This is a genomic window from Rhodococcus sp. DK176, from assembly GCF_038447315.2.
In the GTDB taxonomy this organism is placed as follows: Bacteria; Actinomycetota; Actinomycetes; order Mycobacteriales; family Mycobacteriaceae; genus Rhodococcus_F; species Rhodococcus_F jostii_A.
Genome location: NZ_CP118321.2, coordinates 2124600 through 2151011 on the forward strand (window position 1 = coordinate 2124600; position 26412 = coordinate 2151011).

Consider the following 26412-nt stretch of genomic DNA (forward strand, 5'->3'; position numbering starts at 1 on the left):
TCTGCGATGGTGAATGGTTCAGTAGTGGTCTGGGCCTGGCCGGCCCTCCCACGCTTTCTTCGACGGCGGTGCCGTCAGTCGATCGCCGACGGCGGTGCCGCCGATCGATCAGGGCTGACTCAGCCGTCGACCGTGATACCCATCGAGCGTGCGGTGCCGGCGATGATCTTCGCGGCCTGCTCGATGTCGTTCGCGTTGAGGTCTTCCTGCTTGGTCTTCGCGATCTCGCGCACCTGATCCATGGTCACGGAAGCGACCTTGGTCTTGTGCGGCTCGCCGGAGCCCTTCTGCACGCCTGCAGCCTTGAGCAGCAGCTTGGCAGCCGGAGGGGTCTTCAGCTTGAAATCGAAGGTCCGGTCTTCGTAGACCGAGATCTCGACCGGCACCACGTTGCCGCGCTGGGACTCAGTCGCCGCGTTGTAGGCCTTGCAGAATTCCATGATGTTCACGCCGTGCTGACCAAGCGCGGGACCCACGGGCGGTGCAGGGTTAGCCTGACCGGCCTGGATCTGAAGCTTGATGAGCCCTGCGAGCTTCTTCTTCTTGGGGGGCATCTCGATTTCCTAATTCTTGCTGGGTGTGTTTCTTGCTACTGCAGTGCAAGTATGTGGCGCTAGATCTTCGCGACCTGCGTGAAGGACAACTCGACCGGGGTCTCGCGACCGAAGATCGAGACCAGGACCTTGAGCTTCTGCTGCTCGGCGTTGACCTCGCTGATGCTGGCGGGCAGCGTGGCGAACGGGCCGTCCATGACGGTGACCGACTCGCCGACCTCGAAGTCGACCTCGATGAGCGGCTTCGCGAAGCTTTCTCCGCCGGTCTCGCCTGCCGAGACGGTTGCCGCGGCGGCCTGCTTCTTCTGCTCCTGCTGCGGGAGCAGGAACTTGATCACCTCGTTGAGGGTAAGCGGGGACGGGCGCGACGTCGCACCGACGAATCCGGTGACGCCGGGCGTGTTGCGCACAGCTCCCCAGGACTCGTCGTTGAGATCCATGCGGACCAGGATGTAGCCGGGCAGAACCTTGCGGTTGACCTGCTTGCGCTGTCCGTTCTTGATCTCGGTGACCTCTTCGGTGGGAACTTCCACCTGGAAGATGTAATCGCCGACGTCGAGGTTCTGGACACGGGTCTCGAGGTTGGCCTTGACCTTGTTCTCGTAACCCGCGTAGGAGTGGATGACGTACCAGTCACCGGGTGCGCGACGCAGAGCGGCCTTGAGTTCCGCAACGGGGTCCTCGGGCTCTTCGGCCGTCACTGCCTCGTCGGCGGACACAGCCTCGTCAGCGGTCACAGCCTCTTCGGCGGTCGCCTCGTCCTCGACGATCTCGTCGGCCGGGGCGTCCTCTGCACCGTCGTCACCGACGATTTCCGCGGCTTCGGTGCCCTCGTCGGCAGCCTCGACATCCACTTCGGCTGCCGCCTCGGCAGAAACACGCTCTTCGGCCAAAGCCTCATTCGTGTCGTTCTCGGGGGTGCTCACTGGGGCACTCGCTTCCTCTCGTCACTCACATACTTCGGATCCACCGGGGCGGATTCCGTCAACCGAACAACCAGGTGACGCCTTTGATGACCACCAGATCCAGCACGCCGATGAACGTCACCATGAACACCACGAAGACCAGGACGACGCTGGTGTAGGTGATCATCTGCTTGCGATTGGGCCAGATGACCTTGCGCAGCTCGGCGATGACCTCGCGGAGGAACCGGCGCAGGCGCTTGAAGATGTTTTCCTTGCGCGGCTTGTCGGCGCGATCCTTCTTTGCCGGCCTGACCTTGGTGGTCGTGTCCGACTTCGAGAGTTCCGGTGACTTCACGGAACTCGCGGCGACTTCGGTACCTGCCTGCGAACGACGGCCCTGGCGCTTACCGCTGGGCTTTCCCGAGGGAGTGGCGGAACGCGTGGTGGTGGCGTCGGCCGCGGTGTCGTCGGCACCGTCCGGGCGCGTCGACCCTGAAGTGTCGCCGTCGCGCTTGGCGCGCTCCTCGCTCACGTCGTTCCTCTCAGTCGCTGGCATCCGGGGGCAGGGGCGACAGGACTTGAACCTGCAACCTGCGGTTTTGGAGACCGCTGCTCTGCCAGTTGAGCTACGCCCCTTTGGTCGGGAGACCTGGTCCGAAACTAGCCTCGGACCAATACTTGACCGACCTCTCTGTGATTACATGACACGCGCGCCACCCTTGCCGGCCGTACAGCACCGTAGGGCAGCGCGCAGCGCTGAGTAATCCCAGAAATCTCAGTGTACTTCAAAGCCCCGGAACAAACCCAATCCACCCGGCTGTCAGGCCAGACGGACCGTTGCGGTGGCGCGACCGAAGATCTTCTTTCCCTCGGAACGCGCCACGATCGCGACTACTGCTGTCTTGCTTTCTTCGTCGAGCGACTTCACCTTACCGGTGTACTCGACCTGCGCGGCCTCGTCCTCGCGGACGTAGACCGAGCTCGTGAAACGAACGTTGTATTCCTTGACGGCACCCGGATCGCCGAGCCACGACGTGACGAAGCCGCCGCCGAGACCCATGGTGAGCATTCCGTGCGCGATCACGTTGTCCAGACCGGCAAGCTTGACGACCTCGTCGCTCCAGTGGATCGGGTTGGGATCGCCGGACACGCCCGCGTAGTTGACCAGGTCGCCACGCGTGAGCTTCACGATGCGCTCGGGGAGTTCTTCACCCACCGAGACGTCCTCGAACTTACGAAGCGCCATGCATGATCACGTCCTTGACTGCGTGAGCGATGTTCTCGTCGACCTCGCCACCGGTGCGCGCGACGAGCGTCGTCCACGTGGTCTGGACCAGTTCGTCGTACTGATCGGTGACGATGTTCTTGGTGACGATGATGTCGCTGCCGCCCATCTGACGGAACGACTCCAGGTACACGTCACAGACCAGGCGGTCGCCGACCTTGATCGGCTTGTGGAACTCGAGCCGCTGATCGGTCTGGAGAATCTGGCTCGGGTCGTAGCCCGTGACGATCTCCTTGAAGAGACGTCCCTGGGCGATGATGCCGACGAGCGAGATGAACGTCAGAGGAGCGAGGAGACCGTCGTAGCCGAGGCCCTTCGCGGCTTCCTCGTCGTGGTGAGCGGGGTGCCAGTCCTGCACGGCACGCGCGTACTCTCGCACCTTCTCGCGTCCGACCTCGTAGAAGTCGTCGACGCGGTAGTGGTGCCCGACCATTGCCAGTGCGTGCGCGGCAGGATCAGCAGGAACAGCCTCGGGCACGTATGCCTCTGTCTCTGTCACAGTGTCAGTCACGCGAAAGAACCTCTTCTACCCTTGGCGTCAGCGCGTGAGGGCAGCCTAGAGGACTCCCTTCGCGAACGCAGTCCTAGTTCCGGACCGTGTTACTTGGACTCGCGATGCGACTGGTGAGTTCCGCAGTTCGGGCAGAACTTCTTGAGCTCCAGGCGATCGGGGTCGTTGCGCCGATTCTTCTTGGTGATGTAGTTGCGGTGCTTGCATACCTCGCAGGCCAAAGTGATCTTGGGCCGAACGTCAGTCGAGGAGGCCACGGGATGCCTTCTTTCGGGTGAATCTGATTACGAACAATCAGGGTGGATCATGCATATTGTGTAGCGGTGACCGGACTTGAACCGGCGACGCAACGATTATGAGTCGTTTGCTCTACCAACTGAGCTACACCGCCTCGGTGTCGAGTGTCGCGCACTAGGCGCTCCACTTCAATCCAGCGAGCCCCCTAACGGAATCGAACCGTTGACCTTTTCCTTACCATGGAAACGCTCTGCCGACTGAGCTAAGGGGGCGTGCTTCGCTCGCACATCGCTGCGCGCTGAAGCCTTGACGAGATTACACAGAGTTCGCGTCCAGAACCAAATTGCCTGGTCAGTGGCTTTCGTATGTCGCTGCACCCGACAGTTCGGGTCGGCAAACCCACGTAGACCGGGGTACCGGCCGGACAAACCGGTCCCGGCCACGAACGACAGAACCCCGGTGAGCTGTCGCTCACCGGGGTTCTGTGTGTGGCAGATGTAGGATTCGAACCTACGTAGGCATAAGCCGACGGATTTACAGTCCGCTCCCATTGGCCGCTCGGGCAATCTGCCGGGGTTGCACGAGGAGCGCGAAATCTGTGCGAAATCGCTCTCCGCTGCGGAAAGAAGAATACAACGAACGGCCCCCCGTTTTGCAAACCGGGTGGATACGGGCGGTTGCGAACCGATAGCGTCGAATCTGCTCGCCGGCATTCGGCGGGCCCCCGGCCGGGTCGCGGCGGGGAGAACTAGACGAAACCGGGAGTGTGAAGTGGCTGATTCGTCCTTCGATGTGGTGAGCAAGGTGGAGCGTCAAGAGGTGGACAACGCCCTGCATCAGGCCGGCAAGGAGCTGTCGACCCGGTTCGACTTCCGGAACACGGGAGCATCGATCGAATGGTCCGGCGAGGAAACCATCACCCTGACGGCCGACACCGAGGAGCGACTGCTCGCCGCCCTGGACGTGTTCAAGGAGAAACTGATCCGGCGTGACATCTCCCTGAAGGCGTTCGACGCGGGCGAGCCGGCGCAGTCCGGAAAGATCTACAAGCTGTCGGGCAGCCTCGTCCAGGGCATCACCACGGAGAACGCCAAGAAGATCACCAAGAAGATCCGCGACGAGGGCCCCAAGGGCGTCAAGGCGCAGATCCAGGGCGACGAACTGCGGGTGAGCAGCAAGAAGCGCGACGACCTGCAGGCCGTCATCTCCCTGCTCAAGGGCGAGGACTTCGGGATCGCGCTGCAGTTCGTGAACTACCGGTAGAGGCGCTCCGCGCCCGTGCGCGGTTGACGAGTCCCTGCACTCGTTGACCACGCACGGGCGGCGAAGCCGCCTACATCCCCGCCATCCGCTCGAGCCGCTCGATCCGGTCGGCCATCGGCGGGTGGGTGGAGAACATCCGGCTCATCTTCTCGCCGGTGCGGAAGGGGTTGGCGATCATCAGGTGCGACTGCGCGGCGAGCTGAGGCTCCGGCGGCAGCGGCGCAGCCTGGGTGCCCTGCTCCAGCTTCCGCAGCGCGGACGCCAGCGCCAGGGGGTCTCCGGTGAGTTCTGCGCCCGACTGGTCGGCCTGGTACTCCCGGGACCGCGACACCGCGAGTTTGACGACGGTCGCGGCGATGGGCCCGAGCAGCGACACCAGCAGCAGCGCGATCGGGTTGGCGCCCTGTCCCCCGCCGCGTCCGCCGAACATGTTGGCGAACATGGCGAAGTTCGCAAGTCCCGACACGACGGCGGCCATGGCGCCTGCGACGGAGGAAATCAGGATGTCGCGGTTGTAGACGTGCGACAGCTCGTGTCCGAGCACGGCCCGCAACTCTCGTTCGTTGAGGATCTGCAGAATGCCGCTCGTGACGCACACCGCGGCGTGGCGCGGACTGCGCCCGGTGGCGAACGCGTTGGGCGCGGACGTGGGGCTGATGTAGAGCCGCGGCATCGGCTGGTGCGCGGTGGTGGCCAGTTCCCGGACGATGCGGTAGATGACCGGCGCCTGCACCTCGGTGATCGGCTGGGCGTGCATGGCCTTGAGCGCCATCTTGTCGCTGTTGAAGTACACGTACGCGTTCATTCCGACCGCGAACACGATCGCCAGCAGCAGGATGGTGGGGTTGCGGAACAACGCGCCGATGAACACGATCAGCGCCGACATGCCGACCAACAGAACCAGAGTCTTCGCCCCGTTTGCGTAGCGCACGTCACGCCTTCCTTGTCGTTGTCACCCGATCACGTCACCCGAGTTTCGGGATCTTGATCATTCAACGAAACACCCTGGCGGGACGGTTCCCGCACGGACGACGAGAATCGGGTGAAGACGAGTTCAGGTACTGACGATACGGCTCAGCCGACGCGCTCGATCGTGTAATCGACGAGCTTCACGAGGGCGTCGTTGGCGGGGCCCTGCGGCAGTTCGGCGAGCTGCGCGCGCGCCTGGACCGCGAACTCCTCCAGCTTCGCCTTGGCGGCGGCCATGCCTGGCGACCGTTCGAGGAGCGCGAGCGCCTCCGCGACGTCGTCGTCGTTGGTGACGGGGCCGTCGAGGAGCACCCGGAGGCGATCGGCGTCGGGTCCCTCGTCGCGCAGTGCGTACAGGACGGGCAGCGTGTGGACGCCCTCACGCAGGTCGGTTCCGGGTGTCTTGCCGGACTGCGCGGACACCGAGGAGATGTCGATGATGTCGTCGGAGATCTGGAAAGCGGTGCCCACGGCGTCGCCGAGGCGTTCGAGCCGCTTCACGTGGTCGGCGTCCGCGCCGGAGAAGGTGCCGCCGAAGCGTCCGCACGCCGCGATGAGTGAGCCCGTCTTCTCCCACACGACCTTGAGGTAGTGCTCGACCGGATCCTGCTCGCCGCGAAGCCCGATCGTCTCGCGCATCTGGCCGGTGACGAGTTCGGCGAACGTTTCGGCGATGATGCGCACCGCCTCGGGTCCCAGCGTCGAGACGAGACGGGACGCGTGCGCGAACAGATAGTCGCCGGCGAGGATCGCAACGCTGTTGCCCCACCGCGAGTTCGCGCTGGGTGCACCGCGGCGCATCGACGCCTCGTCCATCACGTCGTCGTGGTACAGCGTGGCGAGGTGGACCAGCTCGACGACGGTGGCCGCCGTGACCACCGACGGGTCGGAGGCCTTCGGTCCGAGCTGGGCGGTGAGCACCGTGAACAGCGGGCGGAAACGCTTGCCTCCCGCCTTCGCGAGATGCAACGCCGCCTCCGTGAGGAAGTCCTCCCCGTCGGAGAGCTCACTGACCAGCAGTTCCTCGACTTGCTTCAGTCCTTCACGGACCGTGGCAGCGAGCTGCGGGTCGCCGAGATCGATCCCGGCGACCGTAGTGCCCACTACAGCGTCGGCAGCGGTGTGTGCTGCGCCCTCGGTGCTCACGTTCTCAGTACCCATTCCTGTCGTCAGTGACGGCTCGGTTCCCGCGCCGTCGGTGGCGGCTCGGCTACCACGGTAGTGAACCTAGCGGTTCCGCTGCCCGTCGGCCTCGCCGCGGTCGCATAGCGAAGCCTGACAGGATGTAGGTGTGGTCGCAGCAGAACAGTCGCCCGCGGGATCCCCGCTTCCCACCGTCACCGATGTCCTGGTCATCGGTGCTGGTCCGGCCGGTTCCTCGGCTGCCGCGTGGGCGGCGCGCGCCGGACGTGACGTGGTGCTCGCCGACGCGGCGGTGTTTCCCCGTGACAAGACGTGTGGCGACGGACTCACTCCGCGTGCCGTCGCCGAGCTCGATCATCTGGGTCTCGGCGACTGGGTGCGGTCGAAGGGGACCAACCGCGGGCTGAGGCTCAGCGGGTTCGGCCAGGAGCTCGAACTCGAGTGGCCGGGACGGTCGTTCCCGGCCGTCGGCAGCGCGGTGGCCCGCACCGAGCTGGACGACAGGATCCGTGCGACCGCCGTCGACGCGGGGGCCGTCATGGTGCAGGGCGCCAAGGCGATCGGAGTCGAACGGGACGGCGACCGGGTGACGGCGGTGGCCCTGAAGACCTCCGACGGAGCCCACACCATCGGCTGCCGGACGCTGATCGTCGCGGACGGCGTCCGGTCCACGCTGGGCAAGCAGCTGGGCCGTGAATGGCACCGGGACACGGCATACGGTGTTGCCGCCCGCGCGTACATCGCCACCGACCGCAGCGCCGACCCGTGGATCACCTCGCACCTCGAACTGCGGGACGGTGCGGGGACGCTGCAGTCGGGCTACGGCTGGGTGTTCCCCCTCGGCACCGGAGAGGTGAACATCGGCGTCGGCACCCTCGCCACCGCCAAACGTCCGGCCCCGGGTGCGCTGCGACCGCTGCTCGACCTGTACACGGCGCAGCGGCGCGACGAGTGGAAGTGGGACGGCGAGCTGCGCGCGGTGGCGTCGGCGTTGCTGCCGATGGGCGGTGCGGTCTCGCACATCGCGGGCCGGAACTGGGCGATCATCGGCGACGCGGCGGCGTGCGTGAATCCGCTGAACGGCGAGGGCATCGACTACGGGCTCGAAGGGGGGCGCCTGGTCGCGGAGATCCTCGACTCCGACGACCTGACGGAGCTGTGGCCCGCGATCCTCCGGGAGCGGTACGGCCGGGCGTTCTCCGTGGCGCGGCGACTCGCCGGACTGCTGACCGTCCCCCGGGTTCTGCCCGCCTCCGGTCCGGTGGCGATGCGGTCCCGTGCGCTGATGACCATCGCGGTCCGGGTCATGGGCAACCTCGTCACCGAGGAGGACAGCGACCTCACCGCCCGCGCGTGGCGGGCGTCCGGTCTGCTGTCGACGAAGGTCGACTCGCGGCCGCTGTTCGGCTGAGGTTCAGCGGGTGGCGCGGTGCAGGGCCACCACACCGCCGGTGAGGTTGCGCCACTGCACGTTCCGCCATCCGGCCGCCTCGATGCGCAGCGCGAGTTCTTGCTGGGTCGGCCAGGCGCGGATCGATTCCGCGAGGTACACGTAGGCGTCGGGGTTGCTGCTGACGGCGCGCGCGACCCGCGGCAGCGCCCTCATCAGGTACTCCATGTAGACCGTGCGGAACGGCCCGAACACCGGGGTCGAGAACTCGCTCACGACGAGGCGTCCGCCGGGCTTGGTGACGCGGGCGATCTCGCGGAGACCGGCGTCGAAGTCGGAGACGTTGCGCAGCCCGAAGGAGATGGTTGCGGCGTCGAACACGGCGTCGGCGTAGGGCAGGTGCATGGCGTCGCCCGCGACCATCGGGACGTGGCGCCCGCTGCCTGCCTGCAGCATTCCCTTGGAGAAGTCGGTGGCCACACACCACGCACCCGACCGTCCGAGCTCGACAGTCGAGACGCCGGTCCCCGCCGCGAGGTCGAGAACGCGCTCCCCCGGCTTCAGTGCCAGGGCCGAGCGCGTCGCCTTGCGCCAGCTGCGGTCCTGACCGAACGACAGGATCGTGTTGGTGAGGTCGTAGCGCTTCGCGACGCCGTCGAACATCGACGCGACCTCGTGCGGATCCTTTTCGAGCGACGCCCGCGAACCGTGTGTAGTTGCCACGCCCGAAACGCTACCAACCGCGCCCGGCGCCGATGTCGGCGCCGGGCGCGGGGGCGAGGCGGTTATTTCTTGGAGACCCGCACCAGCTTCTTGTTGACGAATTCGTCCATCCCCCACGGACCGAGTTCGCGACCGACGCCGGAGCGCTTGACGCCACCGAACGGCAACCCGGGAAGCGTCGTGCCGTGTTCGTTGACGAAGGCCATGCCGACGTCGAGCCGGTCGGCGACTTCCCGCGCCCCGTCGAGGTCGGTGCTCCACACCGAACCGCTGAGCCCGTAAGAGGAGGAGTTGGCGAGTTCCACGGCTTCGTCGGCGGTGGCGACCTTGTAGACGACGCCGACCGGTCCGAACAGTTCCTCGCTGTACGCCCGCATCTCGGGGGTCACGTCGACGAGCAGTGTCGGTTCGACGTACGAGCCGGGGCCGTCGATCTTCTTCCCGCCCGCGAGGAGCGTCGCACCCTTGGCGACGGCGTCCTCGATCTGCTCGATCAGCGAATCCGCGGCGCTCTGCGAGGACAGCGGCCCGAGGACGGTCTTCGCGTCGAGCGGATCGCCGGTCGGGGTGGCCTTGAACGACTCGGCGAGCTTCGAGACGAACTCGTCGTAGTTCGGCTCGGTCACGATGAATCGCTTGGGCGAGTTGCAGGCCTGGCCCGCGTTGGACAGGCGGGCACGGGTCGCGGTCTTGACCGTGGCGTCCATGTCGTTGGTGTCCAGGACGACGAACACGTCGGACCCGCCGAGCTCGAGCACCACCTTCTTGAGGTTGCGGCCCGCCGTCTCGGCGACGCTGGTCCCGGCCCGCTCACTGCCGGTGAGGGAGACGCCCTGCACACGCGGATCCGCAATCATGTCGGCGATCTGCTCGTTGGTGGCGAACACGTTGATGTACGCATCCTCGGGGAGACCGGCCTGCCGGAAGATCTCCTCCATCAGCAGTGCCGACTGCGGACAGTTCGGGGCGTGCTTGAGCAGCACCGTGTTGCCGAGCATGAGGTTCGGCGCCGCGAAGCGGGCGACCTGGTAGTACGGGTAGTTCCACGGCATCACGCCGACGAGCGCACCGATCGGCCTGCGGTAGACCACGGACTCGTCCGCGCCCGGCACGTCGAGCCGTTCCGCCTCGAGCAGTGCGGGGCCGTTGTCCGCGTAGTAGCGGTAGATCGCCGAGGAGAGCTTGACTTCGCCTTTGGCCTCGCGGACGGGTTTGCCCATCTCGAGGGCGATCATCCGCGCCAGTTCGTCTTCACGTTCCGCGTAGAGATCGGCGGTTCGGCTCAGGACCCGGGCGCGTTCCTCGGCGGGGGTCGTCCGCCAGTCGAGATATCCGTTGTGGGCGCGGGAGAGCGCCGACTCCACTCCTGCATCGTCCAAGGTCGTGAATTCCCGGACGGTTTCACCGGTCGCGGGATTGACAGTCTTGTACTTGGCCATACTCCGGGCAACCACGAGACGACCTCTCGAATTCCCCACCGGTATCGATGCGGTGGTCAGGCCGCTCGCGTCTCGCGAAAGCCCTCCCCGCCGACGACCGCCGCGTAGTGGCCCAGCAGCTCGTCGCAGATCGCGGGCCACGTGCGGTGCAGCACCGACTGCCGGGCGGCCTCCCCGAAGCGGGCCCGCATGCGGCGGTCGCACAGCGCCTCGACGGCGCTCGGCAGCAGTTCGCCGAACCGGTCGACCGGAAGCAGGTAGCCGTTGCGGCAGTGCGCGACCAGATCGCGCGGCCCCCCGGCATCCGGTCCGATCACCGGCACCCCGCTGGACAGCGCCTCCTGCACCGCCTGGCAGAACGTCTCGTGCTCGCCCGGGTGGACGAAGACGTCCAGGCTCGCGTAGGCCTCGGCCAGCTCCACACCGCCGAGCTGACCGGTGAACACCGCATCGGGCATCAACCGCTGCAGGCGCGCCCGCTCCGGACCGTCGCCGACGATTACCAGCCGGACCCGCTGGTCGCCGGCGAGTGCGGCCAGCCGCTCGACGTGTTTCTCGGGTGCGAGCCTGCCCACGAATCCGACGACCAGCCGGTCCGAGCCGTCCAGCCAGGAGTCCCGCAGACCGGTGCTGCGGCGGGACGGCGCGAACCGAGCGGTCTCCACGCCGCGGGCCCAGCGGTGGACCCTCGGAATCCTCTGCTCGGCGAGCGCCTCGACCGCCGACGTGGACGGCGCGAGGGTGCGGGTGCAGCCCCGGTGGATGCGACGCGTCCAGGCCCACGCCGCACGGCTGGTGATGCCGAGGCCGTAGCTCTCGGCGAAACCCGCCACGTCCGTCTGGTACACCGCGACGGTGGGGACGTCGAGCCGGTGCGCCGCACCGAGCCCGCCCGCCCCGAGGAGGAACGGCGACGCCAGATGCACGACGTCGGGGTCGAACGCCCGCAGCGCGGCGGTGAGTCCGGGCTGCGGCAGACCGACCGGGAGTGAACTGACCTTCGGCACCATCACCGCGGGCACCCGGTGGACCGGCACACCGTCGTGTTCGGTCGGCGCGGACGTCAGCGATCCGACCGTGTCCGGGGCGACGACCATCGCCTGGTGTCCGGTGCGCTGGAGGTGGTCGAGGACCCGCAGCACCGAGTTGGTCACACCGTTCATGTTGGGAAGAAACGATTCCGCGACGATGGCTACTCTCACGCGCTCAGCGTGGCAGTGCTCGTGGTCACAGCAGCGAGATCGACGTGACCGTCGCGCGAAGTTCCGGGAAACTCAGGATGACACTGCCGGCTGGGCCTCCGGCGAACTCTCCCGCCGCCGCAGGTACCAGATCACCGGTCCCGCGATCAGCCAGGTCACGACGATCAGCGAACCGGCGGGGACGACGGCCACGCTGGCGTCGCGTCCGGACACCCGCACCAGGTCGGGGTCGCTGCGCGCGTACTCGACGTCGATCCGCTGCCCCACCGTGAGCTTGGTCGGGTACAGCACGCCCAGTTCGGGGTTGTGCGTCACCCCGTCGGGCGTGACGAAGCTGATGGCGGACCGCAGCGATCCCGCCGACAGCACCTCCGCCGTGGCCACGCCCCGGTCGGATTGGATGGTGTGGTCGTTGCGCCAGGCGGCCAGCACGAGGAGCACGGCGAGGACCGAGATGCCGATCGCCGTCACCAGCACCCCCCGCCGGACGCGCCGCGACACCCGCGTATTCACAGTTGTGCCCGCACCGCGGCGTGCAGTTCGCGCAGCCCGGAACGTTCGGTGGTCACCTCGAGCACCCGGATGCCGCGGTCGCCGGGCGCCTCCGGCGCGCTCAGCCGCGTCGACAGCTCACCCAGCCCCACCAGGTGATGCTCCACCCGGTAGGCAGCGCAGAGTGCGGCGAGATCCATCCCGTGCGGGGTGCCGAAGACACGCTCGAACACCCCCGCGTACTGGGGATCGCCCTGTTCGAGCAGTTCGAAGATGCCGCCGCCGTCGTCGTTGGCGACCACGATGGTCAGGTCCCGGGGCCGCGGTTCGCCCGAACCGATGAGCAGCCCGGACGCGTCGTGCAGGAACGTGAGGTCGCCGAGCAGGGCCACCGTCCGCCCCTCCTCGTAGGCCAGGGCCGCCCCGACGGCGGCGGACACGGTGCCGTCGATGCCGGCGACACCCCGATTGGACAGCACCCGGATCTTCGGCGCCGGATAGCTGACGAGCGCGGCGTCCCGCACGGGGTTGGATGCCCCGAGCAGCAACTGGTCACCGTCGGTCAGGGCGTCCATGACGGCGGCCGCCACGTGCAGTCCCGTCGCCTTCGGGTGCGCGGCGAGCTGCGCGCGCACCGCCTTGTCGGTGTGTTCGGACAGCGTGCGGCACCGATTGATCCAGGCCCGGTCGGGTTCACCGGACACGACCGCGCGGGTGCCGGTGGCCAGCACATTGCCGGACACGTCGGGCCAGCGGGGGCCGGTGGTGAGCGCGTAGACGGCCACCGACGGATCGGCGAGGACCTTCGACACGGACCGGTGGAGGGTGGGGCGCCCGGTGATGACGGCCTGCCGCGGTTTGAGCTGCGGCAACGCCATCGGATGCACCGGGATGCCGTGCAGCGGCGCGGTCGGCTCGGCGACCGTGGGAAGTCCGGCGAGCTCCGGCCGCAGCGCGGACCCGTGCCCGGAGATCACGATGGTGTCGGGGGTGAGGTCGAGGTCCATCGGCACGTCGAGGGTCGCGTGCTGGGTGGTGGTCCACGCCGCCCCACCCGGTCGTCCCTGCGGGACCGGTCCCTGCGCGTGGACGTCGGGAACGAGCGGTTCGCGGAGCGGGATGTCGAAGTGCACGGGACCGGCGTTGCCCGACCTCGTGCCGCGCGCTGCGGCGAGGACCCGGCACACGGCCGAACGCCACTGGCTGTTCTGCCCGGCATCGTCCTCGGCCAGGCCCAGGCTGATGGTTGCGCGCACCTGGCTGCCGAACAGTCCGAGTTGCTCGATGGTCTGGTTGGCGCCCGTGCCGAGCATCTCGTACGGGCGGTTGGCGCTGAGCACCACGAGCGGCACCCGGGCGTAGTTCGCCTCGAGCACCGCGGGTCCGAGATTGGCGACCGCGGTGCCGGACGTCATGACGATCGGGACGGGGCGCTTGCCGGCCACGGCCAGGCCGAGCGCGAGGAATCCCGCGGTGCGTTCGTCGATGCGCATGTGCAGACGCAGCCGGCCCTCGAGGTCGGCGGCCTGCAGGGCGAACGCCAGCGGCGCGTTGCGCGAACCCGGGCAGAGCACGACCTCGCGTACTCCCCCGCGGACCAGTTCGTCGACGACCGCGGTGGCTTGTGCAGTGGACGGGTTCACGACATCAAGAGTGTCAGATACTCCGGCAGGTCCGTCCGGCGACCTCGCCGGGTGAGTTCACGGCCACATCGCGGGCGCTGACACCATGAACGCATGCGCACTGTCTTCGATCCCGCCGAGCTTCCCCCACACCGCATGTATCAGGTGCTGACCGCGTCGATCGTGCCCCGGCCGATCGCGTGGGTGTCCACCGTCTCGGCGGACGGGGTGGCCAACCTGGCCCCGTACAGCTTCTTCTCGGTGTCCAGCACGCACCCGCCGGTGGTGCAGTTCACCTCGGTGACCCGCAAGGACAGCCTCCGCAATATCGAGGCGACGGGAGAGTTCGTGATCAACGTGGCGACGGAGCCGCTGATCTCGACGGTGAACGCCAGCTCTGCCCCGTTCGACAGCGAGGTCGACGAGTTCGCCGCGCTGGGCATCGACACCGAACCCAGCGAGCGGGTCCGTCCCGTGCGGGTCGCGGGTTCGCCGGTCGCCATCGAGTGCACCCTGCACCAGGTGATACCTGTCGGTGATTCGTTCGTGGTGATGGGCGACGTCGTCACGGTCGCGGTGCGGCCCGAGGCGCTCGCCGACGACGGGCTTCCGGACTTCGCGGAACTCGCCCCGCTCAGCCGGCTCGGCCGCAACGAGTGGGGTCTGCCGCCGAAGGTCGTGATGCTCGACCGGCCGCATCGACCCGCATGACCGATCGATTGGTTAGGCTTACCTGACAAATCGCACCGCTACCGGGGGAGTAACCAACGCCATGGCTCAACGCAGCAAGTTCGTCAAACCTCGGAGTCGCCGGATCGCGTCCGCACGCGTCGTCGCGGGCAAGCAGATCAGCCCGAACTTCGTCCGCGTCACCATCGCGGGCGAGGAACTCGACTCCGTCAGCCCGATGGGGTTCGACCAGTGGTTCCGGATGTTCATCCCCCAGCGGGGACAGAGCACGCTGCGCCTTCCGACCAGCGCGAGCAACCTCTGGTACGCGCAGTACAAGCTGATGTCCAAGGACACCCGGCCGGTCGTGCGCAACTACACGATCCGCGAGATCCGCGTGGCGGGAACGGGAACGTTCGGCGACACCACCGAGATCGACATCGACTTCGCCTCGCACGGCGACCTCGGTCCCGCGTCGGCGTGGGCGAACTCGGCCGCGGCCGGTGACGAGGCGGCAATCCTCGACGAGGGGCTGATCTACAACCCGACGCCGGATGCGGAGTGGCAATTGCTCGTCGGTGACGAGAGCGCGCTTCCCGCCATCGTCGGGATCCTGCGGTCGGCGCCGCGGGACCTGCGGGCCGAAGTGTTCGTCGAGATTCCCGATGCCGAAGACGCTCAGGAGGTTTCGGTGGGTGACGGCGTGAACGTGCACTGGCTGGTGCGCGAGGACGCCGATGCCCGTCCGGGAGTGCTCGCGCTGAACACCGTGAAACAGGCGGAGTTGCCGGCCGGGCCGTCCTACACGTTCGTGGCCGGCGAGAGCGAGCTGACGACGGCGTTGCGGCGCCACCTCGTGAACGAGCGCCACATCCCGAAGTCCGATATCGCGTTCACCGGGTACTGGCGCCACGGCCACGCTGCCAACTGACCACAGGTGAGTGGCACGGCACGCCCGGGGCGCGCCGTGCCACTCACCCGGCTTCTCAGTTGGCGTGCTTCTGAACGAGGGCGCCCAGACGCGGAAGTGCCTCGATCACATTCTTCTTCGCCGACGGACGCAGCGACGAGTACACCTTCTTGACAGCACCGCGGTCGCTGCCCGCGATGCGCTCGTCGGTCACGCCGAGGAGCGAGTCCGCGACCTCGTCGCCACGCGCGACCAGGTACTCGGAGAATCCGGCCTCACCACTGGCGGTGAAGGCCTGCCAGTACGGCTCGAGCTTGGTGACGAATGCCGGCAGCAGGCCCTCGATGGCGTCCGGCACGATCGACGGTCCCACCTTCTTGACGGCGCCGTATCCACCCTTGAGTGCCAGTCCCGAAGCCCCCGACTTGTCCGAAACCTCCGCGTCGATGAGAGCCTGGACGTCTGCGATGACCGCAGGAACGCGCGACTCGTCGAGCAGGGTTTCGTTCAGAGCTGCAACCACTTTCAATGCCTCCGTATTGACTGAGCGATCAGGTCCGGCCAGACACTATACGAAAAACCGGACTCCGCGTTGTTCGAGCAGGCCATGGCACCGGCGTGCCCGCTCGATCCACCAGCGTGAACGCTCCGCGGACGCGGCGAGAGCCGTGACGCGTTCGACGTCGGGTACCACCGCTTCGACGGTGAGTTCGCCGTCGACGGGTTCGCGGGGGCGGGCCACGTCCGCCTCGAAGAGTCCCCCGGTACCCAGACCGCACGCGAACTGCAATTCGGGGAGGGCGGCGGCAGCGGCGACACCGGCGGCGATGCCGACAGCGGTGTCCAAGGCACTCGACACGACCACCGGCACACCGTACGAAGACAACTCGTCCGCGAGCGACAGCAGCCGCCGCATCCCCCCGAGCGGGGCGACCTTCACGACGGCCACGTCGGCACCGCCTGCCCGCACGACCTTCAGCGGATCCTCGGCGCGCCGGATGCTCTCGTCGGCGGCCACCCGCACATCGGGCATCCGCCTGCGGACCTCCACCAATTCGGGCACAGTCGCGCACGGCTGCTCGGCATATTCGAGCGGACCGTCGACGGTCAGTGCCCGCAGCGCGGCCTCGGCCTCGTCGACCGACCATCCCCCGTTCGCGTCGACGCGCACGTTCGGAACGAGTGCGCGGACCGCCCGCACCCGTGCGACGTCGTCGTCGAGGGTCTGACCACGTTCGGCCACTTTCACTTTCGCGGTCCGCGCGCCGGGGTAACGCTCGAGCAGGGCGGGCACCCGCGCGGCGTCGACGGCGGGGACGGTGGCGTTGATCGGCACCCGCGTGCGCACCGCGGGCGGCGGCCCCAGCCAGGCGTCCTCGATCGCCGACTGCAACCAGTGCGCCGCCTCGTCGTCCGCATACTCGGGGAACGGCGCGAACTCGCCCCACCCCGCGGGGCCCCGCAGCAGCAACGCTTCTCGCGTCGTGATGCCGCGGAACCGCACGCGCATGGGCAGACTCACCACGACGGCGTCGGCCAGGACCTCCTCCACGGAGGGCAGGGACGTCACGAGGTCAGGGCTGCCCGGGCAGCAACTGGAGCATGAGGGCCTCGCAGTCGGCGAGCAACGTGTCGTCCTGCATCAACCGTGCGGTGATGAACGTCTTGCGACCCTCCACTCGGTCGACGCTGCCCTCGACGGTCAGACGCGTGTCGAGCGGTGTGATCGCGCGGTAGTTCACGTGCAGGTAGGCGGTGCGGCTGATGGGCCGCCCGTACGCGTGGACGATCATGCCCATCAGGTCGTCGAACAGCAGCGGCAGCGTGCCGCCGTGCGCGGCGCCGTTGCCGCCGAGGTGGTAGCGCCGGAACATGCCCGCGCTGCGCACCCCCTCGGGCCCGAACTTCTCGATATTCCACGGCGGCATGAGGAGACTCCCCCGGCCCGGCAACTCGATCGTGCGGCCCGCCGGCGACCGCCCCTCGGGAACGACGTACGGTCCGAGCAGTTCGGCCAGCTTCTCCACCTGGTCCGCGGCCTGCGTGAGCACGTCGTCCGGGGCGTCGACCGACACCGCGAGGTCCTGCAACGTGCGCATTCCCTCGACGAACCGCGGCCAGTCCGGGCCGGGTGTCACCGGCTCGTACTTGGGGAACCCGCCGTGGTGCTCGTACTGGTCGTCGCCTTTGCCGTCGAGACGGGTGACGTCGGCAGCCTGTTCGCTCATACCTGCACGGTAAACCCGGGCAAACTCGTGCGCGCGCGGACACCCACCAACGGCACCCGATAACCTCGGAGCCGTGACTTTCAACCCGCAGCACTGGCGACCGGTTCCCGGTTTCGAGAACCTGACCGACATCACCTACCACCGGCATGTCACCCAGGGAATCGTCCGGGTGGCGTTCGACCGTCCCGAAGTGCGCAACGCCTTCCGCCCGCACACCGTCGACGAGTTGTACAAGGCGCTCGACCACGCCCGGATGACGTCCGACGTGGGCGCCGTGCTGCTCACCGGCAACGGTCCGAGCCCCAAGGACGAGGGCTGGGCGTTCTGCTCCGGCGGCGACCAGCGCATCCGCGGACGCAGCGGATACCAGTACGCGGAAGGGGAAACCGCGGACACCGTCGACAAGGCCCGCGCCGGACGTCTCCACATCCTCGAGGTCCAGCGGCTGATCCGGTTCATGCCGAAGGTGGTCATCTGCCTCGTCAACGGCTGGGCCGCGGGCGGCGGTCACAGCCTGCACGTGGTCTGCGACCTGACCCTCGCCAGCCGCGAACACGCCCGTTTCAAGCAGACCGACGCCGACGTCGGCAGCTTCGACGGCGGCTACGGCAGCGCCTACCTCGCCAAGATGGTCGGCCAGAAGTTCGCCCGCGAGATCTTCTTCCTCGGTGAGACGTACACCGCGGAGGAGATGCACCAGATGGGCGCCGTCAACAAGGTCGTCGACCACGCCGAACTCGAGGACGTGGCCATCGACTGGGCCACCAAGATCAACGGCAAGTCCCCGCAGGCCCAGCGCATGCTCAAATACGCATTCAACCTGCAGGACGACGGCCTCGTCGGTCAGCAACTGTTCGCCGGCGAGGCGACCCGCATGGCGTACATGACGGACGAGGCCGTCGAGGGCCGCGATTCCTTCCTCGAAAAGCGCGAACCCGACTGGAAGCCCTACCCCTGGTATTTCTGACGCGACCCGCATCCCGTATTTCTGAGCGCCTACGTGTACTCGACCGCCATCCGGTCGATGGTGCCGTTGAACGGGAACGGCGCCCGGTCGTAGTAGTCCAGCGACACCGGGGAACCGAGGCAGGTGCCGACGTCGAGACAGTCGTTGGCTGTGAACAGCAACGGCACGCTCACCGGCACCTGCCCCTCCCCGACGACATCGCCGTCGACACAGAGCTTCACGTTCAGCGGTCCACCGGGCCGCGCCTCGACGAACTCCGTGACCACCTGCACCGTGCGGGTGCCCGGCGGGATCGGCACCGTCGAACGAATCTTGGTGCGCATCAGGATGAACAGGTTGTACTCGTAACAGAGGTAGCCGTCGTCGACGAAACACGTGAGTCCGCCGGCGTTGCTCCCCAGCGCGTAGAGCACTCCGCTCGGATTGTCCGGCGCGGAGAGGTCGAGGGTGACCCGGTTGTTCTTGTTCCCCAGCGCGGGAGCGCAGAACTCGGGCATGCGGATCGTGTCGCCGGAGAACTCCCAGCTCGTGTACGGCGTCGTGATCCGCTGCTCGGGATGCAGCGCGATGACCCACAGCCCGCCGCCGACGGGGAGCGCGTTGTTCTTCGCAGCCTCGATCGCGAACAGTTCCCGCAATTGCGCCAGCTTCTGCGGATACTGCTCGGCGAGATCCCGGTTCTGGGTCCAGTCCTCGTCCAGGTTGTAGAGCTCCCACACGTCGTCGTCCGGGCTCCAGTCGCGGATGCCGCCCGGCACACCCGCCGCCCAGGGTGCGCGTGGCCCGAACGCGGACGCCATCCAACCGTCGTGGTAAATCGCCCGGCTGCCCATGATCTCGAAGTACTGGGTGAGCTTTCCCCCGGTGGCGTCGCGTTCGACGAGCGTCTGCGCGAAGCTGGTGCCGTCCACCGGGTCCTGCGGAACACCGTTCACCGTCCGCGGCGGGGTGATTCCGACGATGTCGTACAGCGTCGGTACCACGTCGTTGCAGTGCAGGAAATGCGTGCGAGGCGTCGGGTCCGGTGTCACCTTCGCCGGCCACCGCACGACCATCGGGTTGCGGGTGCCACCGAGATGGGACGCCAGCAGCTTCATCCCCTTGTACGGCGCGCTGCCCGCCCACGCCCAGCCCGCGTGATACATGTTGTCGGTCTTCGGCGACCCCAGGACGTCGAGGCCACCGAGTTCCTCGAGGGCCGCGATGTGCTGGGCCGTTGTGGTGGGAATGCCGTTCTGCGCCAACAGTTCACTGATCGTTCCGTTCTGACCCTCACCCGACGAGCCGTTGTCGCCCCAGATGTACAGGACCAATGTGTCGTCCCTGTAGCCCAGACGGTCGAGCTCGTCGAACAACCTGCCCACCTGGACGTCGCAGTGCTCGGCATACCCGGCCGCGACCTCCATCAGCCGGCGCTGGAAGGGTTTCTCGTCCTCGGGAATGTCGTCCCATGCGGCCATCGTCGGGTCCCGGTCGGTCAGCTCCGCTTCGGGGGGAATCCAGCCCTTCTCCTTCGCCCTCGTGAAGACCCGCTCCCGGTAGGCATCCCAGCCGTCGTCGAACTTCCCGGCGTACTTGTCGGCCCACGGCTTCATGATGTGGTGCGGTCCGTGCAGACAGCCGCTGGCCCAGTACATGAAGAACGGTTTGTCGGCGTCGAACGCCTTGTGCCTGCGCAGCCAGCCGATGGCATCGTCGGCGAGATCCTCACTGAGGTGGTATCCCTGCTCCGGGGTCTTCGGAGGCAGCACCACCGTCGTGTTCCGCACCAGGTTCGGCTCGTACTGCGACGCCTCGCCGGCGAGGAAGCCGTAGAAGTACTCGAACCCGAGACCCGTCGGCCAGTTGTCGAACGGGCCCGCGGCAGTGGTCTCCTCGGCCGGTGTGTTGTGCCATTTCCCGAAAGCGGCAGTGCTGTACCCGTAGTGGCGCAGCACCTCGGGCCCCGTCGCACTCGACCTCGGGATGCGGCCGGAGTAGCCGTCCCAGTCGTTGGCCAGTTCGGCGATCTGCCCGTTGCCGACGCGATGGTGGTTGCGTCCGGTCAGCAGCGACGCCCGGGTCGGCGAACACATTGCGGTCGTATGGAATCGGTTGTACCCGAGACCGTCCTGCAACATCGCGTCGAGCGTCGGGGTGTTCACCTCACCGCCGAGGCCGCTCGGCAGGCCCGGCCCGGCGTCGTCGATGAGGACGATCAGAATGTTCGGGGCGTCGTCGGGAAGCCGCCGCTCCTTCGGACGAGGGCTGTACACCGACTCCTGCATGGTCCGGCCGGCGATGCTTCCCGACGGTGTCGGCGGGAACGGTAACGATTCGCCGCCCGCTATCGGCTTGCCTGTCACGCTCGATGTCATGGCCCGGTCCCCTCGTCGTCCGATGCTGTCGATCCAGTCCAACATCGGGCGGTCGCGCACGAGTAGACCCACGGAGGGTGAAATACGCGGGCCGATTCGTCGCCTCGGCAGGAGAGGACACGCGGGGTCTCCGATTCGGGCACACTGACCCACATGAGCATCGACCGCGAGCTCCCCGCACCGGAACATCGCCGTCCCCCCGGAGTGAGCGACGACACCGTCGCCGCGCTCGGGAAGTTGTCGGAGGCCCTCGAAACGGTCGAGCGTGCCCGCGGGCACCTCTACTCGTTCCATCAGCTGATCGGACACGCCGATCTTCAGCTCGGCGAAGCCGTCGAAGCGCTCCGCGCCGCGGGACACGCGGCCGTCGCGGACCGGGTGGAGACCGAACTCGTGGGACGCAACGTCGTCGAGGGCCGGTGGACGTTCCAGATCGTCGAGGAGTTCGACGATCACTACTGGTCGCCGCTGCGCGAGCACGAGCGTGACGCACGTCACGAACTCGCCGACGGACGGCGGCACCTGTTCGAGGCGGAGATGAAGGAAGATCGACGGACACACGGCCGGACGGGGCACGAAGCCCGTCCCGGCGAAGGAGGGTGAGGCGTGGAGATCCTCAGCAGCAGGACGATTCTGCGGCCCCGCGACTACACGACGACGCTGAGCTTCTACCGCGACATCCTCGGACTCGCGACCGCCCGCGAATACCCCGGCGGCACGGTGTTCTTCGCCGGTCAGGGCCTGATCGAGGTTGCCGCGCACGGGGGAACCGGCGAGTCGTCCTCCTTCGACGGCGCCCTGTGGCTGCAGGTTCGCGATCTCACGGCGGTGCAGACCGAGCTGGTTCTGGCCGGGGTGAAGATCGACCGCGAAGCCCGGCAGGAACCGTGGGGGCTGTTCGAGATGTGGATCGCGGACCCCGACGGAATCCCGATCGTTCTGGTGCAGATCCCGGAGGATCACCCCATCCGCCGCGACACCCGTCCGAAGGGTGAGAACTGACGGAAGGCCATACGCAGGAGTGATCCTGTACACCGGACGTCAGCTGTACATTCTCGGTTGAAATCCGCACAATCTGGGTGTGACCGCAGAGCTCGTAGTTCTCCTGGTGGTGGTCGTCACCGCCCTCGCTTTCGATTTCACGAACGGCTTTCACGACACCGGCAATGCAATGGCCACCTCGATCGCGACGGGAGCTCTGCGACCCAAGGCCGCTGTCGCGCTCTCCGCATCGTTGAATCTGGTCGGCGCGTTCCTGTCCGTGGAGGTTGCGGCGACCGTCGCCAAGGGCGTGGTGAACCTGGGAGAAGTCGGCGGCGAGGATCTGCTGCTCATCGTGTTCGCCGGGCTGGTCGGCGGGATCATCTGGAATCTGGCGACGTGGCTGCTGGGCCTGCCGTCGAGCTCGTCCCACGCACTGTTCGGCGGACTGATCGGTGCGGCCATCGCGTCCATCGGCATGAGCGGTGTCGAGTGGGGCGGCGTGCTCAGCAAGGTCGTCGTTCCCGCCGTCCTCGCCCCCGTGGTCGCAGCGCTGGTCGCCACCGCGGGCACCAAGCTGGTCTACCGGATCACCTCCGGCGTGCCGGAGGACACCAAGGAGCACGGGTTCCGCATCGGCCAGATCGGTTCCGCATCCCTGGTATCGCTTGCCCACGGAACCAACGACGCCCAGAAGACGATGGGCGTGATCTTCCTCGCACTCGTCGCGCACGGAAGCCTGTCAGCAGACGACGAGATGCCGTTCTGGGTGAAGCTCAGTTGCGCCATCGCCATCGCGCTCGGCACCTACCTCGGCGGCTGGCGCATCATCCGCACGCTCGGCAAGGGACTCGTCGAGATCGCCGCTCCCCAGGGCATGGCCGCGGAGTCGTCGTCCGCCGCAATCATCCTGACGTCCAGCCACCTCGGACTGCCGCTGTCCACCACGCACGTCGCGACCGGCTCCATCCTCGGCACCGGCCTCGGCCGCAAGGGCGCCGAGGTCCGCTGGGGCATCGCCGGACGTATGGCCGTCGCGTGGCTCGTCACGCTGCCGTCCGCGGCGATCGTGGGAGCCGTGTGCTGGGTCATCGCCCACATGATCGGCGGCCTGCCCGGTGTTCTCGTCGTGTTCGCCGCCCTGATCGTGCTCGCCGGGTTCATGTACCTGCGCTCCCGCCTGCAGCCGGTGACGTCCGGCAACGTCAACGCGGAGTGGGAGTCGGGCGGTGCCGACGTTCCCGCCGAACCCACCGAGCCGGGTGTGGCCGAGACCGCGGACTCCGCCGGTCCCGCCACGAGCCGCTGAGGGGCTCGCCATGACACTGCTGACCACCACCGTCAACTCGCTCTGGCAGGTCATCCTCGTCGGTCTGCTGTTCGGTGCCGGCCTACCCGCGATCTTCGCGCTCGGACTGCGCTCGCTCGGCGGCACGGACACCGGCGAGGGCGTCTCGCAGCCGACCGCCGCAGGCCGGATCGGCGCCTGGGCCTGCTTCGCCGTGGTGCTGATCGCGATCATCACTGGGATACTTCTCTTGATGCAGGGCTTTTTGGCCAGCAGCTTCGGTATCCACATCTTCTGAGCGGCGACCACGAGTCCCGTTCCACCGACGAAAGAAGCCGAACGCGTGCCCAAGAATTCACTTCGCTCCGTGCTCGACTGGCTACGCGCCGGGTACCCCGAGGGAATCCCGGCGAAGGACCATTTCGCGTTGCTGGCCGTGCTGCGTCGCCGTCTCACCGACGAGGAAATCGAACAGGTCGTCGCACTGTCCATCGAGACGGCCCACGAGACACCCGAACGCCACGTCGACTACGACAACATCCGCCGCCTCATCAGCGAGATCACCCACGAGGAACCCTCCGAGGAGGACGTCGCCCGGGTGACGGAGAACCTCGAGGCCGGAGGGTGGCCGGTCGGAACCGACGCCGAATGCGGCGAAGGCTCCGGCGACGGGGAAGAAACCCGCGACGCAGGCTAGCCATGAGCCTTCCACCGTTTCTCTCCTCCATCATCGGCTGGCTGCGAGCCGGCTACCCCAACGGCGTGCCCGAGCAGGACTACATTCCGTTGTTCGCGCTGCTCACCCGCCGCCTGTCGGAAGACGAGGTGGACGCCGTCGCCGACGCGCTCGTCGAGGAGGGTGACATTCCCATCGAGAAGACCGACATCCAGGTGCTCATCACCAAGGTCACCGACGAGTTGCCGCTGGAATCGGACGTCGACCGGGTGCGCAGCAACCTCGCCGCCGGCGGCTGGCCGCTGGCCGGGCCCGCCCAGTGAGCGAACTGCAGGTCCTGCCCGTCCCGTCGGGCGTCGGGGTTCTCGGCATCCTGCCGCAGCTGTCGGCGATCCTCGACGGAACCGCCCCCGCCACGCTCCCCGTCCCCGCCTCGGACGAGCGGGAGACCCGCCGACTGACGGACGCACTGCGCCCCGGGGAGCCGATCGACGACGGTGTCGCCCTCGTGGTCGCGACGTCCGGGACGACGGGAGTGCCGAAGGGGGCCATGCTGTCCGCGTCCGCCCTCCGCGCCAGCGGTGACGCGACACACGCGCGGCTCGGCGGTCCGGGCTCCTGGCTGCTGACCCTTCCCGCCCACCACATCGCGGGCATGCAGGTATTGCTGCGCAGTGTCCTCGCGGGCACCGAGCCGGTGGTGATCGACGTGACCGACGGCTTCGACCCCGGTGCGCTGCCTGCCGCAGTCGCGTCGATGAGCGGCCCCCGCCGCTACACCTCGCTCGTTCCGACCCAGCTGGTCAAGGCCCTCGACCACCCCGGCGCCGTCGGGTCGCTGGCCGCACTCGACGCCGTCCTCCTCGGCGGAGCCGCCACCCCCGCTCCGGTTCTCCGGCGCGCCGTCGACGCCGGCATCACCGTCGTCCGTACGTATGGCATGAGCGAGACGTGCGGTGGATGCGTGTACGACGGGGTGCCCCTCGACGGCGCCCGCGTGCGGATCGACGGTGGCGGCCGCGTCCTCCTCGGCGGGCCCATGCTCGCGTCCGGTTACCGCGGACTCCCCGACCATCCCGCGTTCGCCGAACCCGGCTGGTTCCGCACCGACGACGCCGGCGCCGTCACCGACGGCGTCCTCGGCATCTCCGGCAGACTCGACGAAGCCATCTCCACCGGCGGTCTCACCGTCGTCCCGCAAGTGGTCGAGGCGGCTCTCGTCGCGCACCCCGCCGTCCGGGAATGCGCGGTGATCGGCCTCCCCGACGAGCGACTGGGACGCCGCGTCACCGCTGTCGTCGTCGCCGAGCCCGGCACCGCACCGACACTCGCCGAACTCCGCTCCTTCGTCGAACGCACCCTCGACCCCACCGCCGCACCCCGCGAACTGCACCTCGTCGACACCCTCCCCCTCAGAGGCCCGGGAAAGGTCGACCGGCGCGCCCTGGAATCGCGGTTCGGCTAGCAGGTCCGCCTGCCCGCGGAGACATTGGCCAGATGCGCCCGCAATTTCCGCGCGTCTGGCCAAAATCCACGCGGATGCTGTTGTCCACAAGCCGACCTCTATCCACAGGCTCCGCGAAAGCCCAGGTGAGCGAACCGATCACCGCTGTGGGGTGGGGCACGATGTCGCCATGAGCGACCACGTGATCTTCCGACGCCAAGCCCTGGCCGACGGTTTCACCGACTCCGAGATCCGGCGTGCACGCGATTCCGGGCGTCTCGTGCGAATCGCGGCGGGTGCGTACGTTCCCGACGAGCACTTCGCCGCACTCGATGCGCCTGCGCTGCACCGGGCCCGCATTGCGGCGGCCGTGCAGTCGCGCCCACCCGGCGTCGTGGTGAGCCACACCTCTGCGGCACTGCTGCACGGCATGGACCTCGGCGACCTCCCATTGGAACGGGTGCATCTGACGAGGAACCACGCCTCCGGCGGTGGCCGAACCACGGGAGTCCACGTCCACGCCACACCGTTGGACGCGCCCGACGTCGTCACCCTGGGCGGGCTGGCGGTCACCTCCCCCGCCCGGACCGTGGTCGACACCGCACGCATCTCGACGTTCGACCAGGCCGTCGTCGTCGGCGATTCGGCCCTGCACCGTCGACTCGTCGCGCTCGACGAGATTCTGGACGAGGTCGGCCGAGCGGGACCTCGCAAGGGCCTCGCGACGGCGCGGCGGGCGGCGAGCTTCCTCGACGGTCGCAGCGAGAGCCCTGGGGAATCGCTGATCCGCATCCGGATCCGCCAGCACGACCTGCCGTCTCCCGAACTCCAGCACGTGCTCCACGACGGCACCGGTACCTTCCTCGGCCGAGTCGATGTCTTCTGGAGAGAATTCGGCGTGGTCGGGTACGGCGTCGACGGTGGCCAGGCGGCAGTCGCGGTCCACCGCGAGAAGCTCCGGGAGGACGCGATCCGCGACGCCGGGTACGAGGTCGTCCGGTGGACGTGGCGGGACCTGTTCGACTTCGCTGCCGTCAAGGCGCGCTTCGACAGGGCTTGCGCGCGTGCCGAGCACCGGCGTTGACAAACGTTTGCCGAGACATTCGCCAGATTCCGGCGCAATCGCCCCTGATTCAGGACGACGGTGTCCGCAAGCC

At 67.8% G+C, this 26412-nt stretch carries 30 protein-coding genes and 4 tRNA genes; 13 read left to right on the plus strand and 21 right to left on the minus strand.

Translation table 11 applies throughout. The annotated features are described in order from the left end of the window. Positions 1-119: 119 nt before the first annotated feature. From rplK to PSR88_RS10040, 10 genes are all read right to left on the minus strand, one after another. Positions 120-554 carry a 50S ribosomal protein L11 gene (gene rplK / locus PSR88_RS09995; protein ID WP_005252095.1) on the minus strand — a complete coding sequence of 145 codons (435 nt, stop codon included), beginning with the start codon at positions 552-554 and terminating at the stop codon, positions 120-122. A 59-nt stretch (positions 555-613) separates the two neighbouring features. Further along, positions 614-1480, minus strand: a complete 867-nt coding sequence (gene nusG / locus PSR88_RS10000; protein ID WP_016882792.1) for a transcription termination/antitermination protein NusG — start codon at positions 1478-1480, stop codon at positions 614-616. A 58-nt stretch (positions 1481-1538) separates the two neighbouring features. Then, positions 1539-1991 carry a preprotein translocase subunit SecE gene (gene secE, locus PSR88_RS10005; RefSeq protein WP_009474667.1) on the minus strand — a complete coding sequence of 151 codons (453 nt, stop codon included), beginning with the start codon at positions 1989-1991 and terminating at the stop codon, positions 1539-1541. Positions 1992-2022: 31 nt separating this feature from the next. Beyond that, positions 2023-2095: transfer RNA gene (locus tag PSR88_RS10010), tRNA-Trp, on the minus strand. 184 nt (positions 2096-2279) lie between these two features. Beyond that, the gene (gene hadB / locus PSR88_RS10015) at positions 2280-2705 is read right to left on the minus strand and encodes a (3R)-hydroxyacyl-ACP dehydratase subunit HadB (RefSeq protein WP_005252091.1); all 426 of its coding nucleotides are present in this window, start codon (positions 2703-2705) and stop codon (positions 2280-2282) included. Then, the gene (gene hadA, locus PSR88_RS10020) at positions 2692-3255 is read right to left on the minus strand and encodes a (3R)-hydroxyacyl-ACP dehydratase subunit HadA (RefSeq protein WP_009474668.1); all 564 of its coding nucleotides are present in this window, start codon (positions 3253-3255) and stop codon (positions 2692-2694) included. The genes hadB and hadA overlap by 14 nt, the downstream gene beginning before the upstream one ends. A gap of 89 nt (positions 3256-3344) precedes the next feature. Then, positions 3345-3512 carry a 50S ribosomal protein L33 gene (gene rpmG, locus PSR88_RS10025; RefSeq protein WP_003941903.1) on the minus strand — a complete coding sequence of 56 codons (168 nt, stop codon included), beginning with the start codon at positions 3510-3512 and terminating at the stop codon, positions 3345-3347. A 61-nt stretch (positions 3513-3573) separates the two neighbouring features. After that, positions 3574-3646 (minus strand) — tRNA-Met (locus tag PSR88_RS10030). Between the two features lie 45 nt (positions 3647-3691). Next, positions 3692-3764, minus strand: a tRNA-Thr gene (locus PSR88_RS10035). A 217-nt stretch (positions 3765-3981) separates the two neighbouring features. After that, positions 3982-4064: transfer RNA gene (locus PSR88_RS10040), tRNA-Tyr, on the minus strand. Between the two features lie 199 nt (positions 4065-4263). Here PSR88_RS10040 and PSR88_RS10045 point away from each other — a divergent pair. Then, the gene (locus tag PSR88_RS10045) at positions 4264-4755 is read left to right on the plus strand and encodes a YajQ family cyclic di-GMP-binding protein (RefSeq protein WP_007298080.1); all 492 of its coding nucleotides are present in this window, start codon (positions 4264-4266) and stop codon (positions 4753-4755) included. Between the two features lie 70 nt (positions 4756-4825). Here the strand turns inward: PSR88_RS10045 and htpX are convergent, their stop codons facing one another. After that, positions 4826-5686, minus strand: coding sequence for a zinc metalloprotease HtpX (htpX, locus tag PSR88_RS10050; protein ID WP_005252087.1), 861 nt, complete (start codon positions 5684-5686; stop codon positions 4826-4828). A gap of 143 nt (positions 5687-5829) precedes the next feature. Beyond that, the gene (locus tag PSR88_RS10055) at positions 5830-6885 is read right to left on the minus strand and encodes a polyprenyl synthetase family protein (RefSeq protein ID WP_016882791.1); all 1056 of its coding nucleotides are present in this window, start codon (positions 6883-6885) and stop codon (positions 5830-5832) included. A 130-nt stretch (positions 6886-7015) separates the two neighbouring features. Here PSR88_RS10055 and PSR88_RS10060 point away from each other — a divergent pair, with 130 nt between their 5' ends. Then, entirely contained in the window at positions 7016-8278 is a 1263-nt protein-coding gene (locus PSR88_RS10060) for a geranylgeranyl reductase family protein (protein ID WP_011594866.1), read from the plus strand. 3 nt (positions 8279-8281) lie between these two features. Here PSR88_RS10060 and PSR88_RS10065 read toward each other — a convergent pair whose 3' ends face one another. The 5 genes from PSR88_RS10065 to menD all read right to left on the minus strand — a co-directional run bounded on the left by PSR88_RS10065 (position 8282) and on the right by menD (position 13756). Further along, complete coding sequence (locus PSR88_RS10065) at positions 8282-8980, minus strand: demethylmenaquinone methyltransferase (protein WP_009474673.1); 699 nt, start codon at positions 8978-8980, stop codon at positions 8282-8284. Between the two features lie 62 nt (positions 8981-9042). Continuing rightward, positions 9043-10419: an NAD-dependent succinate-semialdehyde dehydrogenase gene (locus PSR88_RS10070; protein ID WP_016882790.1), complete on the minus strand. Its 1377-nt coding sequence runs from the start codon at positions 10417-10419 to the stop codon at positions 9043-9045. A gap of 56 nt (positions 10420-10475) precedes the next feature. Next, positions 10476-11621 (minus strand): glycosyltransferase family 4 protein, encoded by a 1146-nt coding sequence (locus tag PSR88_RS10075; RefSeq protein ID WP_009474675.1) that lies wholly within the window; start codon positions 11619-11621, stop codon positions 10476-10478. 72 nt (positions 11622-11693) lie between these two features. Further along, complete coding sequence (locus PSR88_RS10080) at positions 11694-12134, minus strand: DUF3592 domain-containing protein (RefSeq protein ID WP_011594869.1); 441 nt, start codon at positions 12132-12134, stop codon at positions 11694-11696. After that, the gene (gene menD / locus PSR88_RS10085) at positions 12131-13756 is read right to left on the minus strand and encodes a 2-succinyl-5-enolpyruvyl-6-hydroxy-3-cyclohexene-1-carboxylic-acid synthase (protein WP_009474677.1); all 1626 of its coding nucleotides are present in this window, start codon (positions 13754-13756) and stop codon (positions 12131-12133) included. Before menD ends, PSR88_RS10080 begins: the two co-directional genes overlap by 4 nt. 93 nt (positions 13757-13849) lie before the next feature. Between menD and PSR88_RS10090 the strand changes: the two genes are divergently transcribed. Beyond that, complete coding sequence (locus PSR88_RS10090; RefSeq protein WP_009474678.1) at positions 13850-14446, plus strand: flavin reductase family protein; 597 nt, start codon at positions 13850-13852, stop codon at positions 14444-14446. 61 nt (positions 14447-14507) lie between these two features. Then, a complete protein-coding gene (locus PSR88_RS10095; RefSeq protein WP_016882789.1) occupies positions 14508-15335 on the plus strand; it encodes a siderophore-interacting protein in 828 nt (275 codons plus the stop codon). A 55-nt stretch (positions 15336-15390) separates the two neighbouring features. On the opposite strand, the gene PSR88_RS10100 is transcribed toward PSR88_RS10095, so the two are convergent. The 3 genes from PSR88_RS10100 to PSR88_RS10110 are packed head-to-tail and all read right to left on the minus strand — an operon-like array spanning position 15391 to position 17542. After that, positions 15391-15837 carry a DUF6918 family protein gene (locus PSR88_RS10100; protein WP_009474680.1) on the minus strand — a complete coding sequence of 149 codons (447 nt, stop codon included), beginning with the start codon at positions 15835-15837 and terminating at the stop codon, positions 15391-15393. 45 nt (positions 15838-15882) lie between these two features. After that, complete coding sequence (locus PSR88_RS10105; RefSeq protein WP_011594872.1) at positions 15883-16884, minus strand: o-succinylbenzoate synthase; 1002 nt, start codon at positions 16882-16884, stop codon at positions 15883-15885. 4 nt (positions 16885-16888) lie between these two features. Further along, positions 16889-17542 (minus strand): PaaI family thioesterase, encoded by a 654-nt coding sequence (locus PSR88_RS10110; RefSeq protein ID WP_009474682.1) that lies wholly within the window; start codon positions 17540-17542, stop codon positions 16889-16891. A gap of 73 nt (positions 17543-17615) precedes the next feature. Here PSR88_RS10110 and PSR88_RS10115 point away from each other — a divergent pair, with 73 nt between their 5' ends. Further along, positions 17616-18509: a 1,4-dihydroxy-2-naphthoyl-CoA synthase gene (locus tag PSR88_RS10115; protein WP_009474683.1), complete on the plus strand. Its 894-nt coding sequence runs from the start codon at positions 17616-17618 to the stop codon at positions 18507-18509. Positions 18510-18538: 29 nt separating this feature from the next. On the opposite strand, the gene PSR88_RS10120 is transcribed toward PSR88_RS10115, so the two are convergent. Further along, positions 18539-20866 carry an arylsulfatase gene (locus PSR88_RS10120; protein WP_037197096.1) on the minus strand — a complete coding sequence of 776 codons (2328 nt, stop codon included), beginning with the start codon at positions 20864-20866 and terminating at the stop codon, positions 18539-18541. 153 nt (positions 20867-21019) lie between these two features. Between PSR88_RS10120 and PSR88_RS10125 the strand changes: the two genes are divergently transcribed. From PSR88_RS10125 to PSR88_RS10160, 8 genes are all read left to right on the plus strand, one after another. Further along, positions 21020-21469, plus strand: coding sequence for a hypothetical protein (locus PSR88_RS10125; RefSeq protein WP_011594874.1), 450 nt, complete (start codon positions 21020-21022; stop codon positions 21467-21469). Between the two features lie 3 nt (positions 21470-21472). Then, positions 21473-21868, plus strand: coding sequence for a VOC family protein (locus tag PSR88_RS10130; RefSeq protein ID WP_009474686.1), 396 nt, complete (start codon positions 21473-21475; stop codon positions 21866-21868). 79 nt (positions 21869-21947) lie between these two features. Continuing rightward, positions 21948-23156: an inorganic phosphate transporter gene (locus PSR88_RS10135; RefSeq protein ID WP_009474687.1), complete on the plus strand. Its 1209-nt coding sequence runs from the start codon at positions 21948-21950 to the stop codon at positions 23154-23156. A 10-nt stretch (positions 23157-23166) separates the two neighbouring features. Next, positions 23167-23433: a hypothetical protein gene (locus PSR88_RS10140; RefSeq protein WP_009474688.1), complete on the plus strand. Its 267-nt coding sequence runs from the start codon at positions 23167-23169 to the stop codon at positions 23431-23433. A 45-nt stretch (positions 23434-23478) separates the two neighbouring features. Next, complete coding sequence (locus PSR88_RS10145; RefSeq protein WP_011594875.1) at positions 23479-23832, plus strand: DUF3349 domain-containing protein; 354 nt, start codon at positions 23479-23481, stop codon at positions 23830-23832. 2 nt (positions 23833-23834) lie between these two features. After that, positions 23835-24134 carry a DUF3349 domain-containing protein gene (locus tag PSR88_RS10150; protein WP_009474690.1) on the plus strand — a complete coding sequence of 100 codons (300 nt, stop codon included), beginning with the start codon at positions 23835-23837 and terminating at the stop codon, positions 24132-24134. After that, positions 24131-25276 carry an o-succinylbenzoate--CoA ligase gene (gene menE / locus PSR88_RS10155; protein ID WP_011594876.1) on the plus strand — a complete coding sequence of 382 codons (1146 nt, stop codon included), beginning with the start codon at positions 24131-24133 and terminating at the stop codon, positions 25274-25276. Before PSR88_RS10150 ends, menE begins: the two co-directional genes overlap by 4 nt. 169 nt (positions 25277-25445) lie before the next feature. Continuing rightward, a complete protein-coding gene (locus tag PSR88_RS10160; RefSeq protein ID WP_016882787.1) occupies positions 25446-26339 on the plus strand; it encodes a hypothetical protein in 894 nt (297 codons plus the stop codon). Positions 26340-26412 lie beyond the last annotated feature (73 nt).

Bases quoted from the DNA above. Each gene is read 5' to 3' on its own strand.
- rplK (WP_005252095.1), bottom strand. From the start codon at position 554: ATGCCCCCCAAGAAGAAGAAGCTCGCAGGGCTCATCAAGCTTCAGATC.
- hadB (WP_005252091.1), bottom strand. From the start codon at position 2,705: ATGGCGCTTCGTAAGTTCGAGGACGTCTCGGTGGGTGAAGAACTCCCC.
- PSR88_RS10055 (WP_016882791.1), bottom strand. From the start codon at position 6,885: ATGGGTACTGAGAACGTGAGCACCGAGGGCGCAGCACACACCGCTGCC.
- PSR88_RS10070 (WP_016882790.1), bottom strand. From the start codon at position 10,419: ATGGCCAAGTACAAGACTGTCAATCCCGCGACCGGTGAAACCGTCCGG.
- PSR88_RS10090 (WP_009474678.1), top strand. From the start codon at position 13,850: ATGCGCACTGTCTTCGATCCCGCCGAGCTTCCCCCACACCGCATGTAT.
- PSR88_RS10095 (WP_016882789.1), top strand. From the start codon at position 14,508: ATGGCTCAACGCAGCAAGTTCGTCAAACCTCGGAGTCGCCGGATCGCG.
- PSR88_RS10110 (WP_009474682.1), bottom strand. From the start codon at position 17,542: ATGAGCGAACAGGCTGCCGACGTCACCCGTCTCGACGGCAAAGGCGAC.
- PSR88_RS10120 (WP_037197096.1), bottom strand. From the start codon at position 20,866: ATGACATCGAGCGTGACAGGCAAGCCGATAGCGGGCGGCGAATCGTTA.
- PSR88_RS10125 (WP_011594874.1), top strand. From the start codon at position 21,020: ATGAGCATCGACCGCGAGCTCCCCGCACCGGAACATCGCCGTCCCCCC.
- PSR88_RS10140 (WP_009474688.1), top strand. From the start codon at position 23,167: ATGACACTGCTGACCACCACCGTCAACTCGCTCTGGCAGGTCATCCTC.
- PSR88_RS10150 (WP_009474690.1), top strand. From the start codon at position 23,835: ATGAGCCTTCCACCGTTTCTCTCCTCCATCATCGGCTGGCTGCGAGCC.
- PSR88_RS10160 (WP_016882787.1), top strand. From the start codon at position 25,446: ATGAGCGACCACGTGATCTTCCGACGCCAAGCCCTGGCCGACGGTTTC.